The following is a 17,060-nucleotide window of genomic DNA, read 5'->3' as shown; positions in this document are numbered from 1 at the left end:
AGTGGAAGACTTAGTCAACATCTTATTTTTTGATAGAAACGTTGCTTAAATGCCGATTTACAAAATCAGTTGTTGTATGTCCCGCTTGAAATTCTGGGTGTGTCAACACTTCTTTTAGCATTGGAATGTTTGTTTTTATTCCTTCAATTTGATAGCTGCCAAGCGCTTGCAGCATGCGATTAATCGCTTCCTTTCGGTTTTCGCCTTTTACAATTAATTTAGCAATCATTGGATCATAAAACGGCGTTACGACCATTCCGCTTTGAACAGCTGTTTCATTGCGAATATGCTTTCCCTCCGGTAATTGAAGCGCAGTAATGGTTCCGGGGGATGGAAAAAATGTTTTTGGATCCTCCGCGTAAATCCGCACTTCGATGGCATGCCCTTGACGCTGGATGTGATCTTGGCTATAGCCGAGCTTTTCCCCGGCAGCGATGCGCAGCTGCTCTTCGACAAGATCCAGACCGGTAATCTCCTCAGTTACTGGATGCTCTACCTGAAGACGCGTATTCATTTCAAGAAAGTAGAAGTTTTTCTGTTCATCAACAAGAAATTCAATCGTTCCTGCATTTGTATAACCGATATATTGGGCAGCTTGAATGGCTGTCTCCCCCATTCTTTTTCTTGTTTGCTCATCTAAAAACAGAGAAGGAGCTTCTTCAATCACCTTTTGGTGACGCCGCTGAATCGAACATTCACGTTCCCATAAATACACATAATTCCCGTAGTGGTCAGCAAGAAGCTGAACTTCAATATGGCGCGGATTCTGAATATACTTTTCCAAATACATTGCCCCATCGCCGAAGAAGGAAGTCGCCCGCTTTTGGTTGCCTTCAAACACTTTGTGCAATTCCTCTTCATTATGGACGATTTGCATTCCGATGCCGCCACCGCCGCAAGACGCCTTTAACATAATAGGATAACCGATCGTCGCTGCTGTGCTTGCTGCTTCCTCAACATTTTGAAGTGGAAAGGAGATGCCGGGGACGATCGGCACGCCTGCTTCTGACATTGTTTTCCGCGACTCAATTTTACTTCCCATTTTCGCAATAACATCAGCATTCGGTCCGATAAATACAATTCCTTCCTCTTCACAACGGTGCGCAAATGTCGGGTTTTCCGACAAGAGACCATATCCTGGATGAATCGCTTCAGCTTTCGTCACTTTTGCAACCTCAATGATTTTGTCAATATTCAAATAACTTTCGTTGACACGCGGCTTTCCAATTAAATAAGCTTCGTTTGCCCATTTTACATGGAGCGAATCAGCATCTGCTTCTGAGTATATGGCTACTGTCTGAATTCCTAACCGCCGGCACGTTCGAATGACTCGAGCTGCAATTTCTCCCCGATTGGCCACTAACACTTTTTTAAACATGCAACTCCTCCTATTCATGGGTTGTCTTTGTACTAAGAATTTGTTTAGCCTGCTCGCGCAATTTAAATTTTTGAATTTTTCCGGATGCTGTCATCGGATACGAATCGGTAAATTCAATATAACGGGGGATTTTATGACGCGATATTTTTCCGCGGCAAAATTCTTGAACCTCTTCAGCCGTCGCAGTTTGCCCTGGTTTTAAAATAATCCACGCCATTACTTCTTCTCCGTATTTTTCATCAGGTACACCGACCACTTGAACATCTAGAATTTTCGGATGCTGATATAAAAATTCTTCAATTTCCCGTGGATAAATGTTTTCTCCGCCGCGGATGATCATATCCTTTAGTCTTCCAGTAATGCGGCAATATCCATTTTCATCCATTATTGCTAAGTCGCCTGTACGGAGCCATCCTTCCTCATCAATCGCTTCTTTCGTCGCTTCCGGATTGTTATAATATCCTTTCATGACATGATACCCTCGCGTACATAGCTCTCCTTGCACACCGTACGGTACTTCCTTGTTTGTGCCTGGTTCGACTATTTTGACTTCAACGTTTGGAAGAGCACGCCCGACTGTCTCGACGCGCAAATGAATAGGATCATCCGTTCTCGTCTGAGTAATGACAGGCGAAGATTCAGTTTGTCCATAAGCAATCGTAATTTCTTTGGCTCCCATTTTTTCGATAACCGCCTTCATTACTTCAATTGGACAATTTGATCCCGCCATAATTCCTGTCCGCAATGAAGACAGATCGTATTTTTCGAAATCAGGATCGTTCAACTCAGCAATAAACATGGTCGGCACACCATGTAAAGCGGTGCATTTTTCGTCTTGAACCGTTTGAAGCACTTGGGTAGCATTGAATTCTTGTATTGGTACGATCGTAGCGCCGACAGAGACGCATGCTAAGACGCCAAGCACGCAGCCAAAGCAGTGAAAAAATGGCACAGGAATACATAAACGATCATCTTTCGTGAGTTTCATGCATTGAGCAATATTGTAGGCGTTGTTGATAATGTTGTAGTGGCTGAGCATAACTCCTTTTGGAAATCCTGTCGTTCCTGAAGTGTATTGCATGTTGATGACATCATGCGGGTCAAGGGAGTTCATTCGTTGATCGAGTTCATCTTCAGCGGTATCTTGAGCCATCGCCAAAAGATCATTCCATGTATATGTGCCAGGGTAACGCTTATCACCAAGAACGATGACATTTTTTAGACGTGGAAGACGCTTCGCCTTCAGCTGTCCTGGCTGACATTCGTACAACTCCGGGGCAATCTCATAGATCGTGTCAATGTAAGAGGTATCGCGATATTGTTCGATTAAAAGAAGGGTCGTGGAATCTGATTGCTTCAATAAGTATTCTAATTCAGCTGTACGGTAGTTCGTGTTGACCGTCACAAGTACAGCCCCCATTTTGCCTGTAGCAAACTGGCATGCCAGCCATTCAGGAGTGTTGGTTGCCCAAATTGCAATATGCTCTCCTGACTGAATGCCCAGTTTCATTAAGCTTCGAGCAACAAGACGACAATATTCATCAAACTGCCTGTATGTCATTCTAAGTCCGCGATCTGCATACACAACAGCCTCATGCTCTGGATAAGCATTCGCTTTTTCTTCTAATAGTTTGCCAACCGTAACCTCTAACATCTCCGTCATAACATGCGCCTCCTTTGTTTAAATAAATTTTCATCCTCTCCATTTTTCTGTCCTTTAACATCCAAGCTGACGGGCAATAACGATCCGCTGAATTTCTGATGTGCCTTCACCAATTTCCATGAGCTTAATATCGCGCAAATGGCGCTCGACCCCATATTCTTTCATATACCCGTATCCTCCATGAATTTGAATTGCCTGATTACATATGCGGAAGCCAGCTTCAGAAGCGAACAGTTTAGCGAAAGAGGCTTCTTTTGTAAACGGTTTCCCTTGATCTTTTAGCCAGGCCGCTTTATACACCATGCTGCGGGCTAATTCGATTTCCATCGCCATATCGGCAAGCTTAAATTGAATCGCTTGGAATTTAGAAATGGATTGACCAAATTGTTTCCGTTCCTTCGCATATTGAAGCGCTTTCTCAAACGCGGCTTGAGCGATGCCAACGGCAAGAGCAGCAATCGAAATGCGACCGCCATCTAGAGTATATAAAAATTGCTTAAATCCCTTTGCCGGATCCCCTAATATGTTCTCTTTCGGCACGCGTACATTTTCAAGCACAAGCTCGCACGTATTCGAGGCACGGACACCCATTTTGTCGTAATTGCATTGAATCGTAAATCCCGGAACGTTTGTTGGAACAATGAAAGCAGAGATGATGTTTTTATCCTTGTCATCCTTTCCGGTCACTGCGGTGACAATCACTTGTCTTGCATGCCCTGCATTCGTAATCCAGCATTTTTCTCCATTAATCACATATTCATCTCCGTCAAGCACCGCTCTCGTTCGGGTTCCGCCAGCATCTGAACCAGCATTCGGTTCAGTTAACCCAAACGCTCCCAACGCCTCTCCTTTTGCCATCGGAACAAGCCACTTTTGCTTTTGCTCTTCTGTACCAAAATAGTAAATAGGGCTTGCACCTAATGAGACAGCAGCAGCATAGCTAAGACCTGTTCCGCCACAGGCGCGGCCAATTTCTTCTACAGCAACAGCATATGAAATCGTATCGCCACCAGCTCCGCCATATTCTTCTGGGAACGGGATTCCCAATAGCCCTAGCTCTCCCATCTTTTTGAATATTTCGATGGAAAAATAGGCTTCTTCATCCCATTTCGCTGCGTTTGGTGCAATTTCCTTCTCAGCAAACTCCCTTACCATTTCTTTAATCATCTGTTGCTCTTTTGTAAGTTCAAAATTCATGCTCTCTCCCCCATTTCTAACATATTATTCTAAAACCGACTAGTCGGTTTGTTTTTCATGAAAAATTTACGTTAACTAAAAATCATTTTTTAAATTTTAAAATGATTGAAGCGAAACCTGCTTGCTTTTGATGAAATAAATGATATTTTCCGCTTTTTGCTTAGCCTTTTCTGTAAGGACAGAATGCAAAATAAAATCAATAAAATAGTCGGCAATTTGCTCGATTGTCATCGGTCCTTCCGGCTTATACCATTTATACGTCCAGTTCACCATGCCAATAATCGTCATTCCTGTAATTTCCACTGAAAGCTCTGGGCGAAACTCGCCTGCGTCAATTCCTTCGCGAATGACCCGAAAAATCACCTGCTTAAACTCATCACGCTTTTCATTAATTTTTTGTGCATACTCCGGCTTTAAATAATTGCTTTCTTGATAAAACACCGTTATATGCGGCTTATATAAATGAAATACTTTTACAAATGATTGAATAATAGCACATAAACGCTCTGTTGGGGTTTTGTAGTTTTCATAGGCCGCCTGTGCCTTGTTGAGCACATAGGTGATAAACACGTCGTGAATGTGATAAAGAAGTTCATCTTTTGATTTAAAATTATGATAAAAGCCGCCTTTTGATGCGTTGATTTCTGTGACAATCCGATCGACAGTAACCCCATGATAGCCGTATTGTTCAAAAAGATGCAGAGCCGTATCGATAATTCTTTCTTTTAAAGTTTTATTTGCCATAGAAAATCTCCTTCATTAACTTATATTAACACAATTTTCGGAAAAGTTAAATATTTTATAGCTGCTATCTATAAAATACGTAATAAATGCCCCAAATGTCAATCCTCGTTTAATAAGATCGAGTCAAAATTTTGTGGGTATTTTCTCTTTTTGTACAGAAAATTTTTTATCTATATTTGAAAGCGTTTACCTAACTCCTTAGTTTGCTTGTGCAGCACCGTTTAGGATTTTTTAAAATCCAATCTCATCGATATCAAGGCATGATACAACAGGCTTCCAGATGAGTGTTGTAGATAAGGAACTGATCAAGAAGACATAGATATTTCTTTGATTTGTTTGTTTTTCTCTCTTATAAAACAATCGTTTGATATCTTCGCACAAGAGTTAATAGTTGTTTTCTTCTGACTTAAAACAATTTTGGAAAATAGTATGTATTAATCTAAGTTTGCATGTTTCCATCTTCATCCATTGGTACAGATACAATGTTCGCACCGCAGGATCGGAATACATTTGAGTGCAGTTGGATAAGTAGGTACCTCTTGAAATCTCCCTGAAGGCAATCGTTCCCCCTCAGATAAAAAACCAGACCAAATAAAAATTTGTTGAACCTTTGGGATACTGGCATTTTGATTCAATTTAATCTTCACAAGTTTCCTCCACTCGTATATAGATACAAATTGATTTCCGTGCAAATGAAAACCGTTTTGGCCATTAAACTTCTAGCCTATGTGGATTTTCAATTTGAATTCATTCTTCTATTTGATTACGGATATAGTGTTATATAGTCATATTGACTGTTATACATATAATTCGTTTAGTATAAGTTTAGTTTATTATAAACTAGGGAGGGGATGACTCGTGCCAGAAACTATTTTAAATGTAAGAGATAAAACAAATATCGTGATAATTTTATTGAAGGAGTAAAGGCCTGTTTACCTACCATATTTGGTTATTTAAGTATTGGCTTTGCTGCTGGAGTTGTAGAAAAAGCGGCAGGTCTTAGTGTGTTGGAAATCGCTTTATTGTCTCTCTTTCTTTATGCAGGTTCTGGGCAATTTGTTACAGCTGGGATGATTACAGCTGGCAGTCCTGTTCCATCTATTATTTTTGCAATTTTTTTAGTTAATCTTCGGCATCTTTTATTTAGTGCCTCTCTAGCCCCTTATTGTCGGCATATGGGCCTGTGGAAAAATTTTTTAATAGGTTCTCAAATAACAGACGAAACTTTTGGAGTAGCTTCTAATTATCTTGCAAACAAAAAAGAAGCTAGTTTTTCTTGGCTACTAGGGTTAAATATAACAGCTTATGTCAATTGGCTTTTCGCAAATATTTTGGGAGCCATCATGGGAGGATGGGTAACCAATACGGAGGCTATCGGAATGGACTTTGCGTTGCCAGCTATGTTTGCTGGATTATTAGTATTTCAAATTATTTGTAAAAATGAGAAGCTGTTAGAAATAGGCATAGCAATGTTTACAGTTGTTTGTTTACTTGTTGTTAATTTTTTTATACCAGGGATGTGGGGAGTCATGATTGCGACTATTATAGGTTCAACCGTTGGGATGGTGATGAAAAAATGGAAGTAAGGTGGAAGATTTTTTTAATCATACTTGGAACAGGTATTGTTACATTAATCCCAAGAGTAGTGCCTTTGTTATTCTTAAGCAGAATCAAACTTCCTGAGTGGTTTTTAAGTTGGCTTAGTTTTGTCCCCGTTACTGTTATGGCGGCGTTATTGACACAGAGTCTTTTATTTGATGATGGTCAACTTTCTCCGATGGCAAATAAGTTTGAATTATTGGCTATTATACCTACTTTTTTAGTTGCTCTATTATTTAGAAGTCTACTAGGAGCTGTTTTAGTGGGAATGATATCTGTCAGTTTATTAAGATGGATTTTTTAAATGTAATTTTAAGGGGAAGATTTATAAAAAGACTGTAAGATTAGTCTTCCCCTGTCAAGTAAGCAGATATAAAAAGGGTGTGCAACTAGTTGTCTTATACCAAGAAAACGGACACGTTAAACAGAGAGAAATAGCCTAATCAGTTGCTTTTTCCCGGTTAGCTAAATAAACTGCCTCAAATTCACATGGGGATACATCTTTCACACTGAAAAAATAGTTCGTATAATTCCCACTACAATAATCACCATCTGAAAGATATAGTTCAAATTTTTAAGAAAAATTACGAATCATTTTTCAATTATGTCTCCTTTCCTTATTTCATGCTTACGTTTATCTGCCGCCAAAGTAAAATCCATAGAAATAATCCCAATCTCTTAATTCCCCAAAGTACTGAGATGGTTTGACTGTAAAGAACCCTGCACGTGCAAAAGTAAACATGATCAGTTGAAAAATGATTGAGCCCCAATCCATCTAATCATCCACCCTCTTTTTTCTAATTGTTGAGAAATAAGAGGCAGTGGCTTTAGTTGTATTCACTTCTTCTCATAAGTTAACATAACATTTTTATTTAAAACTTAAAAAATAAGTTAATGTATTGTTGATTGTTTGTTCTAGCCCCGCTCCTTCTGTAAGTATGTATATTCGGAGGTGAAGAGTATCTTTTTTCTTTCCATTTGTTCGAAGTCCTCAAATGATTTTCCGTTTTTAATCCTTTTTCTTCCTTTTAAACTTGTATTTTACCTTCTTGTTTAATTTCTTTCTTTATTTCGTTTTATTGTTCATTTAGCACATTGTTCTATTTTTTTTTATTTCTGAAATAAACAAGTAACGATTGCTTAAAGCATAATCAATAAATTTTTTACTTGTCGCAAGGCTTCTCTAGCATGTATTCACAGTCATTGCTCCTTCATCTGTTTGATTTTCCGATTCAAATTAATAAAACATTCTCTCGGTTAAATAAAAAGATGTAAGTCATAACCTGAATCCGTGATGAATTGAAATCGACTTTGATTTTGTTGTAATTTTGATGGATTGATAATCCATAAAACCCCTTTTATGCTTATGACCTATGTCATCTCTATTTCCGAAAATGGAACAAATCTCTTTTTTAGGTATACGAACCAAAAAAATAGACAAAAAAGCACAGGGAGTGACGTTGGACATCAGTGCCCGAACATTCGTTCGTTATCTTGCCTCTCTCCATTTCTGATAGACGTTCAGTAGGGGCTCGCTATAGCCACTCCTTCGCGTCAGTTTCATCCAGATCTGTCGTGATCGACGGACGAGTCGCCCTGCCATCGTGATCACCGTCTGAATAATCGTCTTGATGCGGCGGCGTTTCACTTTGTGGTGCAACGGATGTCTCGGATCGCTTAATAGATCTTGTCCAATCAGACGAAGAAGATTGTAAACGAAGGCTCCCATGACCAACACGAGCGCATTCGTTTTCATCTTCCCAGATGGAAGCCGCTCTAAATCTAAGTCGCTCTTCAGTTCGCTATGAAACTGTTCGCATGTCGCATGGTCATGATACAACGCGAGCACATCGCTCATTCGAACATGCTCGTATCCTTTGAGCCGCACCCAATAGCTTTCCACTTCATAATCAGGAACGAGCATCAGCTGTCCATTGCGTTCCATCGTCCGTTCCGTCACTTGGGTGACTTGAACGTACGTATACGTGTTTCCATCGATCGCTGCCTTCTGTGGAAGGCATAGCTCATAGGTTTGTACTCCTTCGCTTTGTCCATCATCGACACGTTTGCCCTTTTGCGAAGCGATCTGGAACCAAAGCGCTTTCGATTCTCGGCGTAAGTTTCGCTTGATGACAAAGTCCACGTCTTCCTTTAGGCATACGTGCACATTCGCTTCTGCATCGTTTCCTGCATCCATGCGAACAAGCAGACGAGATGAAGTCAGTTGACGAGCTCGACGGATAGCGGTGACTAAAAACGAGGGCATGTTGTCTTGCACATGTTGTTTCCCTGGACGCAACTCGGCATGAACGAGATACCCTTCCTTCCCTGCATACGCAAACAACGGTGTAAAACCGTCAAATCCTTTATACGTTCGACTGACTCCTTCTTTTTTCGTATCGGAGTTGTCAAATGGGGAACCATCTATATCAAGGGGAAGCCATGTCGTCTTTCCTTTGGTCCAACAAGGGGACAAAGTGGCATGTCGTTGAATCAACAGACGTATGGACTCCTCCCAAAGAATCGTTTCGGTCATCGGAAGACAAGCGAGCTGATCGAGTCGTTGTCGCAAGGTTGGAGAGGAAGGCACGTGCTGAATCCCCATCGATGCCGAAAAGATATCGTCCTGACGATACGCTTCGATATGATCGAAATCCGTTTTTCCTGTGGCAAGCAAGCCAATCATCGAGCGAATGACATCGCTATGGGAAATGTGCACTTCTCGACGAACCGTTGGAAGCCGAAGTGCGTTTACCCGTTTATCCAGTTTCGTTCGATGGAGTAAGTAGCCAACGAGAGCAAGCCCAGCACTTGGGGTAATCGCTTCATCTGTCAATACAAACCGAATCGGGAAATCTTTCATCACATCACCTACTTGATGAAGAATCGTCAACGTCGTTTTCCCTTATCGTATCAACGGTTTGCGACCATTGTAAAGATGTTTTGTCACGGATTCAGGTCATAAGTCAGCGAACCATTTTTTTGAATTTCATCCGTAAGCGCTTTCGGACTCTCATCCCTTGCCATGACAGACCGATATGTATACCATTTTTTACCATCCCTTGAGTTCAGACAGGGCATGATAGATCGGAGTCCCGGACGATTGCTGTAAATATGGCTTGTTTCCGCGTTACCTCCGGAAGAAGACGGCGGACGCGTTGTTTCGCCTTGTTCACGATCGTCTGTTTGGTAGATGCCGTTTCCTCCGCCGGATGCGACGATTCTTCTCCTAAACGACGTCCGAAAAGACGAATCCCATCCATCCGGGCAATCATTGCCTTGAAAAACGCCCCGAGTCCCTTGTCTGTCCAACTGCGGCGGTATTTCACCCGATACGCCAGCTGGCTCATCACGCTTTCAGCCCTCCCCATCGGATACATGCCCGTTGTGTCCACTCCTTGCTCCTTCAGCCATTCCCGGTAATCACGGATGCATCCCGGCATCGATTCGATCCGGTGGATCAAGGCAGCCAGCTGTTGTTCTTTCGCTTCGTCCCCCAGCGTGCCGAGGGCGCTGTTCAGTTCCACAAGCAGCTTCTCTTCATCCTGCTTCGCCAGCTTTTGCCGAATCGCCTGCCACCGTGGATGGCCCGAGAGGCATTGGCGCAACTCACGCGCCACGTGGAATCGATCCAATTGGAAGCAGACCCGTCCTTTGAAATACTCCCGGCACGCGGTAATCCATGGAGCGCCGTCCCCGTTGATGACAAGAAGATCCCGACACGGATCATAGGCATATTCGTTCATCAAAAATTCCTCGAAGCCTTCCCACACCTCCCTCTTGCCCTCATGGACGTAATGGCGCTGATTCACGAATTCGATCCGTGAGCCGTTGCGCTTCCACCCTTCGTGAACGGTCAGGATTTTGTCTTCCTTGGCCCGTTTTCCCTTCCCTTGGCGAGAGACAAACAGTCCATCGGCCTCCACAAACAGCACCCGTCCATATCGCTGGTCAACCGGGCAGTGCAGCGGAACTTCAGCCTCGAGCACCAACTGGCGGATCGCCTCATGGCTCATCACCGGATACCCGACCATCTGGGCAAGCGTATGAGCCGCTTTGCGATAGGAAGAGCACTCCACAGCCAATCCCACCGCTGTTTCTTCTAGACAAGGGCTGATTGACTGTGATCCATCAAACGCTAAAAAGGAGTCAAGCAAAAACGTGTAACGGTTTTGTTCTCGGTCTAAATAGTAGTTTCGCTCAAAGGTAACTTCGCCAAACAGGGTTTGAATCGTGGTGCGTCGTTTGTCTTTCAAGTGGTACCGGCGCTTGTCAAGGGTTTCCGCCAATTGTCGGTCGATGTCCTCCAACAGAGCCGTAAACAGCTCAGCGAAGGCGTTTTGCAGGGCTCGAAACAAATCAAGTTCGATCTCTTTCCATGTCAACGAATTTGTGGTAAGATGTTGTTGAATATTCATGGGACTCTCTCCTCCTGTTTGATGGTGTGGACAATGATCATCTTACCAGGGAGAGAGTCCTTTTCATGTTTCCTGCTTGGGATCCTACCGCGCTTCGCTTGGTGGCCCCGATGAGGGGGATTGCGAACCTACGTTCCCAACCCCCTCATCGGGGAATTCTAAGAATTTCTCCCACAAACATTTTACTCACACTTTCAGTTTTTGAAATTCAATGAATTTTCGGTTTGATATAATATAGGCAACTTCACCGTCATGTAAACTGCTTGTTTACTATTAGTAATTAACCCCAGCTCAAAAGATACTACTCTTTTGAAAAATGATCTGTAACAAAATTGCACAACTTTCCCAATCGACTTTATAGTGCAGTACAATTGTGATATTGACGCTTTAACGCCTTCCAGCGCAACTTAAATTTTTATTGTCCATGGAATAACCAATATTTATCCAAAATTGCTAATTGTGAGAAAAATAGTATCAACTTTGTCATCAAGAATTTTTTGTTTTTTTATAACTCGGAAAATATTTCGTTGATTTGAACTATCCGTTGTATTCTTTCTTTATCTCTGGACAAACCATGAGTTTGTATCAGCATCTATATTAATACAAAAACAGATCAATTTTCAGACATTTGTATATTCTCTTTTGTCTAACTATTTTCGATCAAAAATTTACATAATCTTAAGATGATATTTGTAAATATTATAAATGATCCTTTCTTCTAGTTAAAATAATGTGACAAATGGTCAAATTGTTTTTATCAATACGACGTGAGTCATTCGTATTCATATCCCGGAATATTCAAAGAATCATAAGAACCATTTCATTGTTATCATTAACTGCACATAATTATACACTCGTTGCAACTATAATCTTAGTCCATTCTTTTGTCCCCTTTTCCAATACCGCTCTTCATCTAAAAAATTTTCTGATAGCTAAATTTTTTCATAGCTGTTTCTATACTTTAACAACTATATTCCTTAATTTTCGGTTTAAAAAGGAAAAAAGTTCGTTAAACAGTTTATTTTTCTTGAAAACAATTTAAAATTGGAAATATTAAAACAGGGAATAAATCATTTGTTACTTATTATCCATAAAATAACCGTCCCTTCTGTACCGTTGTTTGCGGTGAATTATTGTTTCAAAAGAAAGGGGTGCCCGATATTCAACTTTTGGGGCACCCTCTTTACTTTTACCGCTATTTAGCTTGAATGACTTCATTTTTCTTATATCCATAAATTGAGCCATCTTTAATTTTTATGTCGTCTTCCCATGGCAACTTATATTTGCCTTCAGCCAAGTCTTTGATAAATGTATAAGGATTTTCTTTAACACCGCCTGGAACAGCTACATAACCTCTCGTTCCCAAATTAAATATATTGTTTTCAAGCCCCCAATTCAAACGTGCTTGATCTGCCAGTTTCGGATATATTTCAGCCGTAACGATTTCCCAAGGATTTCTGTGTCCTTGAACCAATGTCGTTCCATCAAAATTACAAATTTGGCCTTCTCCGAAATAATAAAATACCCCATCGTAACCGGCTAGATTTACCGATAATGTATACATTAAATTATGCCATGCATTTGAACGATTCGTTAAAATCCATTGTTCATTTACTTGTGTACTGTATCCCGAAATTCTAATTAAAACATTAGCTCCTTTATAAGCAGCTTCTCGAGCAATTTCAGGGAACATGCCATCATGACAAATGCATACTGCCAATTTGCTTCCGCCTGGTCCATCACAAACTGGCATACCTAAATCCCCTGGCTGCCATGGTTCAATAGGAACCCAAGGATTTAATTTACGATACTTAAGAATAATCTCGCCTTGCGGATCGATGATAATGGCTGTATTGTATGGCAGTCCTCCGTCTGGATTTTTTTCCATAATTGAAAATACCCCATATACTTGAGCTTCTTTACATGCTTGCGCAAACGCATCTGTTTCTGGACCAGGTATTGTACATAAAAATTCATCAGTAGTCCATTTTTTTGTGTTTAAACCTTGTGTACTATATTCAGGGAATACGATTAACTCTAATCCGGGATATCCCGCTTTTGTGGAATGAACTGTTCGAACAATTTGTTCAATTTGTTTTTCAATATCTTTTCTGGATTCCACTACTGGAACCGGATATTGAATTAAAGCTGCCAAAAACCCTTCTGGTGGCTTCGTCATACTTCCAATACTTCCCATTATCAAACTCCTCCTGTTCTTTTAATTCAATTTATTTTTTTAAATAGGAAATGACTCATAAAGATTCATTCCTATATTTACTAACTCTATCCCGAAAATTTAAGTCCATGAAAAAAGCACAAAAAATCCAGGGGGTGTTAACACCAGCAGATTGGTATTTGCTGGAATAAGTCATGTTTATGCACCTGATGGTTACTGTTTCGGTTAACTACGCTGTTTGATTTGACGGCTCTACCATGACCTTAAACCCTAGTGTTTCCAACTTCCGAATCGCTTGTCTGGCGACTTGATGGCGCTTGCGTTCTTCGTAGTAATGTGGACCAAGTTCGATGTAAGTCTGCTTCTTTTTGAGGAGATGGTAGACAATAGTCAGGATGCTATGAGCGACCGCAACCGCTGCACGATTGGCCCCCCGGCGTGCAGCAATACGGTGGTACTGGCTGGATAGATAGGTGTGTTTGGACCTAGCAGCGGCACGGGCGGCTTCCACCAGGGTGCTACGAAGCTTCTGGTTTCCCTTGCGGGTTTTCCCTGACTTTCGTTTTCCGGCACTTTCGTTATTCCCTGGGGCGACTCCTGCCCATGAACACAAGTGAGCTGCCGAAGGAAACTGTGTCATGTCAGGGCCAATCTCAGCCAAAATATGCTCCGCTGTGCGCCGACCAACGCCGGGGATCGTATCTAACCGCTCCAGGTCATCTTCAAAAGGGCGCATCCGCTCCTTGATTTCAGCATCCAGTTCTTCAATCAAGGCATCTAAGTGATCAATATGCTCAAGCTGGGTTTTAAGCATCAGGCGTTGATGAGGGCCGATGAGGCCCTTCAGGGCCTTTTTCAACTCCTCTTTCTTCCGTTTGAGACGGCGCTGAGCCAGTTCGGATAGCACATCGGGGTCAGTTTCACCATTAATTAAAGCCTCGATCATGGCTCGACCCGATTTGCCCAGCACATTGGTCGCCACCGAGGAGAGTTTGATGTTAGCCCCTTCCAGTACCTTCTGGATGCGGTTGATTTCGCGAGCCCGCTCTTCAATCAGGCTGCGACGATAACGGATGAGTTCCCTCAACTCCCGTTGCTGGCGGTCAGGGATGTAACTACCTTGTAGCAATCCATGGCGTAAGAGTCCAGCGATCCACTCGGCATCCTTTACATCTGTTTTGCGACCAGGCACATTTTTGATATGTTTGGCATTGACCACTAAAATCTTGATGTCTTCCATCTCCAACAGGTTATAAATTGGCTTCCAGTAGGAACCTGTACTTTCCATGGCCACGTGAGTGACGCCATGCGCCTTGATCCAGTCTACAAGCATAAGCAAGTCTTCAGTCATGGTAGAAAACGTGCGGATCTCTTGATGATCCGGAGTAATAATACAAGCGACGACGTTCTTCTTATGAACGTCTAATCCACAAACATGAGTATGGATAATGTCCATGTTCGTTCCCCCATGCCTAACATGTAATAAACACAGGCTGGCGGTGCAACGACCATACACGTCATTCTATCCCGCGTGCTTCCCCAGGGAGCAACAGTCTGTGGTGCACCAGGTCGTCGGGGTCTGTCTAATTAACGGGCTCATGGCACCAAGGTAAGACGACCTCGCTGGCCAGCCTAAGATTAAGTATACATGGACGAACTATTTTCATCATCTGCTGGTGCCGCTTTTGCGGCATGGGGGTCTAATTAGAAATTTTTCCATGCAGATAAATCACTATTGCCGTCAAATTAATGCTGTTTATATTTATTAGTCTGCTTTTTAAAGCTGGGAAATGACTAAAAGTACGATCTAATTCTAATTTGTTATAAATAATTACCTACAATGTAATTAAATATAACATAATTATAACATATTTTTTGAGTTTTTTAAACGTTTGAAATCAATGAATTTTTGCTAGAAAACAAATTTCATGTTAATTTTTATTACATAAAAATGCGTACACCTTTCTGTCTTGAATGATTGATCATTCTTTTTGGGGATTTTTTCTATGAAAATAGAGCGTATTTACTTTTGTAATAGTGAAAAAAAGGAAAATCAAAAGAGATCCGATTTAATTACCGGCTTTTTTTCTAAAAAGGATGCGAAACAACTACTATTGCTCCTTTGAACGTTTTTTTGGATATTCCATTTATTCATTTTTCGGTATAATGTGCTACGAGTTACACCAAGTATTTTCGCAGCTTCCGTCATATTTTTTGTTTCTTGTAGAACTTGCTCGATCATTTGTTTTTCCAAAGACTTTAGATTGCCAACTACATGAGATTGTTTTATTGTACTGGAGTTTTGGAAGTCTTCAGGCAAGTGCATAGGACAGATTTTCGTCTCATGAATTGCTAAAAGAAATGCCCTTTCCATCACATTTTTCAGTTCACGAATGTTTCCTGGCCAATAATAGGACTGAAGCATTTGCAGTGCGGAATCACATAACTCTAGTGGTCCTTTTCCATAATACTGATGAAACTGGCGCAGAAATTGTGCAGATAAATAAGGGATATCTTCTAATCGGTGTCTAAGAGGAGGAATCTGAATAGTAAATACATTTAATCGATAATACAGGTCGGAACGGAAAGAACCTTGGTAAGCAATCTCCTCTTTTAGATTGCGGTTTGTTGCAGCAATGACCCTTACATTAACTGGACGTTCTTTATAGTCACCTATGCGAACGACTTTTCGCTCCTCCAACACTCTAAGAAGGCTTACTTGCAATTCTAATGGCATCTCTCCAATTTCATCAAGAAACAATGTGCCCCCGTTGGCAGCTTCAAACTTCCCGACGCTTCCACCCTTTTTTGAACCAGTAAATGCTCCTTCCACATATCCAAATAACTCACTGGCAATCAGTTCTCTTGGAATAGCACCGGCATTCAAAGCAATAAACGGTCCATTTCGGCGAGGGCTTTGCTCATGAATCGTTCTTGCCAAAACTTCTTTACCAGTTCCTGTTTCCCCAAATATCAATACATTGGCGTCAAATTGTGAGGAGATCGAAGCAATGCGGAGCTCTTTTTGAAAGGCCGGATTGTAAGTTGCTATTTTTCCAAAATGGTATTTTTCATTTGACTGCTGAATAGCTTGTCCTGATCTTTTCTTTATAAAAATCAAAAAAGCGTTGTACGGCTTTCTCATTTTCCTTTTCATTACTTCATAACCAATATCCAATAGGTTCGCTTCATCGAAAAGATCACCGGATTTAGCTTTCGTTATTTCAAAAGCATGGGGATTTACGTATAGTATCTTATCATTTTGGTCAACGGCGATAATTCCATCAGATACCTCTTTCCCTATTTCTTCGACTAAACCTTTCCATATATCTTCTTCATCTACAGAATCAAAAAGCGTATTTGTTAAAAGCGGTCTAGCAAAAATTTGTTTTTCCGAGCTCCAAACTATCTCAAACTGTCCATTTTCCTTTGCTTTTCCAATCCTCATTTCTCTTGACAAATGATGATTAGATTCTATTTTAATTTTTCCACTCTGTGATGAAAACTCTTTCTCATATAAATATTTTGTGATTTTTTTCTTTCTGTAGATTTTAAATGACATATCGCGTCTAATACTATTTGAACCCCTATGTAAGTACTGCACATAACCGAGGAAATAACAGTATCCAACCCATATTTTTCTTTCATGCCTTTTACAAGTAAATCGTTTTCAGGAATATCTAATGACTGGAAATAACTAAAACAACTGTAATGACCAGCTGCATATTTTGGCCCCATTGCTTGTATCTCCAGCTCTGTTGTAATTGGGCTGATAATAGGCATTTCCTCAGGATTGAATCCTAATTCATAATACATTTTATAAAAAGGTAACTGTAGATGAGCAAATTCGCTAACATAAATTTACAACCAAACAAAAAAAGAGAC

11 protein-coding genes and 2 pseudogenes are annotated in these 17,060 nt (G+C 41.0%); 2 read left to right on the top strand and 11 right to left on the bottom strand.

Annotation, left to right across the window (positions count from 1 at the left end; all coding sequences use genetic code 11):
* Positions 1-22: 22 nt before the first annotated feature.
* From NSR00_RS04080 to NSR00_RS04065, 4 genes are all read right to left on the bottom strand, one after another.
* Complete coding sequence (locus NSR00_RS04080; protein ID WP_340787177.1) at positions 23-1,378, bottom strand: acetyl-CoA carboxylase biotin carboxylase subunit; 1,356 nt, start codon at positions 1,376-1,378, stop codon at positions 23-25.
* 10 nt (positions 1,379-1,388) lie between these two features.
* The gene (locus NSR00_RS04075; RefSeq protein ID WP_311067297.1) at positions 1,389-3,041 is read right to left on the bottom strand and encodes an AMP-binding protein; all 1,653 of its coding nucleotides are present in this window, start codon (positions 3,039-3,041) and stop codon (positions 1,389-1,391) included.
* Positions 3,042-3,095: 54 nt separating this feature from the next.
* On the bottom strand, positions 3,096-4,238 hold the full coding sequence (locus NSR00_RS04070; RefSeq protein WP_340787175.1) for an acyl-CoA dehydrogenase: 1,143 nt from the start codon (positions 4,236-4,238) through the stop codon (positions 3,096-3,098).
* A gap of 96 nt (positions 4,239-4,334) precedes the next feature.
* Complete coding sequence (locus NSR00_RS04065) at positions 4,335-4,982, bottom strand: TetR/AcrR family transcriptional regulator (RefSeq protein ID WP_340787172.1); 648 nt, start codon at positions 4,980-4,982, stop codon at positions 4,335-4,337.
* Between the two features lie 911 nt (positions 4,983-5,893).
* On the opposite strand from NSR00_RS04065, the gene NSR00_RS04060 reads away from it, so the two are divergent.
* Together NSR00_RS04060 and NSR00_RS04055 are read left to right on the top strand one after the other, a co-directional pair.
* Positions 5,894-6,568, top strand: coding sequence for an AzlC family ABC transporter permease (locus NSR00_RS04060; protein WP_340789134.1), 675 nt, complete (start codon positions 5,894-5,896; stop codon positions 6,566-6,568).
* On the top strand, positions 6,559-6,885 hold the full coding sequence (locus NSR00_RS04055; protein WP_340787169.1) for an AzlD domain-containing protein: 327 nt from the start codon (positions 6,559-6,561) through the stop codon (positions 6,883-6,885). The genes NSR00_RS04060 and NSR00_RS04055 overlap by 10 nt, the downstream gene beginning before the upstream one ends.
* Positions 6,886-7,215: 330 nt before the next feature.
* On the opposite strand, the gene NSR00_RS04050 is transcribed toward NSR00_RS04055, so the two are convergent.
* The 7 genes and pseudogenes from NSR00_RS04050 to NSR00_RS04020 form a co-directional block, all read right to left on the bottom strand.
* Entirely contained in the window at positions 7,216-7,356 is a 141-nt protein-coding gene (locus tag NSR00_RS04050; RefSeq protein WP_340787167.1) for a hypothetical protein, read from the bottom strand.
* Positions 7,357-8,070: 714 nt separating this feature from the next.
* Entirely contained in the window at positions 8,071-9,444 is a 1,374-nt protein-coding gene (locus tag NSR00_RS04045; protein ID WP_044899598.1) for an IS1380-like element ISGsp2 family transposase, read from the bottom strand.
* A gap of 189 nt (positions 9,445-9,633) precedes the next feature.
* Positions 9,634-10,999: pseudogene (locus NSR00_RS04040) on the bottom strand (ISLre2-like element ISGsp4 family transposase).
* Positions 11,000-12,194: 1,195 nt separating this feature from the next.
* Positions 12,195-13,196 carry a formamidase gene (locus tag NSR00_RS04035; RefSeq protein ID WP_327848778.1) on the bottom strand — a complete coding sequence of 334 codons (1,002 nt, stop codon included), beginning with the start codon at positions 13,194-13,196 and terminating at the stop codon, positions 12,195-12,197.
* Between the two features lie 208 nt (positions 13,197-13,404).
* On the bottom strand, positions 13,405-14,631 hold the full coding sequence (locus NSR00_RS04030) for an IS110 family transposase (RefSeq protein ID WP_044897903.1): 1,227 nt from the start codon (positions 14,629-14,631) through the stop codon (positions 13,405-13,407).
* A 597-nt stretch (positions 14,632-15,228) separates the two neighbouring features.
* Complete coding sequence (locus NSR00_RS04025) at positions 15,229-15,501, bottom strand: helix-turn-helix domain-containing protein (RefSeq protein WP_340789131.1); 273 nt, start codon at positions 15,499-15,501, stop codon at positions 15,229-15,231.
* A gap of 15 nt (positions 15,502-15,516) precedes the next feature.
* A pseudogene (locus NSR00_RS04020) lies at positions 15,517-16,991 on the bottom strand (transporter substrate-binding protein); the annotation flags it as partial.
* Between the last annotated feature and the right edge of the window lie 69 nt (positions 16,992-17,060).

The organism is Aeribacillus sp. FSL K6-8394 (genome assembly GCF_038008865.1).
GTDB lineage: Bacteria > Bacillota > Bacilli > Bacillales > Aeribacillaceae > Aeribacillus > Aeribacillus composti.
This window is presented reverse-complemented; position numbering and strand designations above follow the sequence as displayed.